The following is a 1,616-nucleotide window of genomic DNA, read 5'->3' on the forward strand; positions in this document are numbered from 1 at the left end:
CCCCCTATGTCAGACTAGTTGTCGCCTCCTTTTTCAATGGGAGGCGTACAAGTGAAGTATCCTGCAGCATTCATCGAACAAGCCTTGGTAAAGGTGCACTCACGCGGCGACCGGACGATACGTTCGGTCGCCGAAGAGCTCGGCGTGAAATTCGAGACGGTGAAGCGATGGCTGAAAGTTCATACGATAGTTAGGTCTGACGTGGTCGATAAGGAAAGACGTGCGCATGAATGGCGACGCGAGGAGCAGTTGCAGGCTCTTCTCGAAACGCATGCATTGAACGAAGAAGAGTTACACGCTTGGTGCCGCGAGCGAGGCTTGTTTCCGCATCATCTTCAGGAATGGAAGGCAGCATTCTGTGCCAGCGATACCGTGCCGGCGAAGGTGCCGTCGACGAAAGAGCTGAGCAAGGAAAATGCGCAGCTCAAGAAGGAATTGCAGCGTAAAGAGAAGGCGCTGGCGGAAGCTGCTGCGTTGCTGGTGCTACAAAAAAAGTTCCAGGCACTGTGGGCGGACGGGGAAGAATGATCTCGCTTGCAGTGCGAGCCGAGGTGCTCAGCTTGTTGAAGGAAGCCGTCGACGCAGGTGCCCGGCAGTCGCGAGTCTGTGACGTCATCGGCTTGCCGGCGCGCACGCTGCAGCGCTGGCGTAACTCCCCGGACCAAGGCGACCGCAGGCCGCTGCGGGCGCAATCGCCGCCGAATCGTTTAACGCAATTGGAGCGTGAGCGCATCCTGAAAATCGCCAACTCGGCGGAGTTTGGTCATCAGTCGCCATGCCAGATCGTGCCTCGACTGGCCGACAGAGGCATGTACATTGGCAGTGAATCGACCTTCTATCGCGTATTGAGGACTGCTGGGCAAATCAAGCATCGGGCCCGCTCGAACGCTCCTGCCTGGAAGAGGCCCGAGCCCTTGCGCGCCACGGCGCCAAACCAGCTTTACAGCTGGGACATCACTTATTTGCCGACGACCGTGAAAGGTCGTCATTATTACCTGTACCTGTTTCTCGACATCTTCAGTCGTAAGGTCGTCGGCTGGGCTGTGTATGAAAACGAATTGAGCGACCTGGCTGCCGATGTTTTACGCGACGTCTGTGCTCGCGAGAAGATCCAGCCTGGCCAAGTCGTCCTTCATTCCGACAATGGTAACCCAATGAAAGGGGCATCGATGCTCGCCATGATGCAAGAGCTGGGCGTAGCTCGCTCGCTAAGTCGGCCGGCCGTCAGCAACGACAATCCGTATTCGGAGTCGCAATTCAGGACGCTCAAGTGCCACCCGACGTATCCACAAGCGCCATTTGCGAGCTTGACCCAGGCTCGTGCTTGGGTAGCGCAATTCGTAAGCTGGTACAACGATGAGCACCGTCACAGCGGCATCGGTTTCGTCACGCCGTCACAACGTCATGCCGGGATGGACATCGAAATCCTCGAACACCGGAAAAAAGTCTACGCCCAAGCACGGTTGCGCAACCCCAACCGCTGGCGCGCAGCTACCCGCGATTGGACTCGGATCGACGTGGTACATCTCAATCCAGCAAAATCTGACGCCGCAGCGCGGCGTCAAATACAAAGAGCAGCTTAACAGTTAAGGCGACAACTAGCTTGACAGCCACCG

1 pseudogene is annotated in these 1,616 nt (G+C 57.1%); it reads left to right on the plus strand.

Going from position 1 to position 1,616, the window contains the following annotated elements:
• The first annotated feature begins 36 nt into the window (after positions 1 to 36).
• Positions 37 to 1,583 (plus strand): annotated as a pseudogene (locus tag AC1DIX_RS27360) (IS3 family transposase).
• Positions 1,584 to 1,616 lie beyond the last annotated feature (33 nt).

It is taken from the genome of Massilia sp. 05N420 (genome assembly GCF_056397205.1).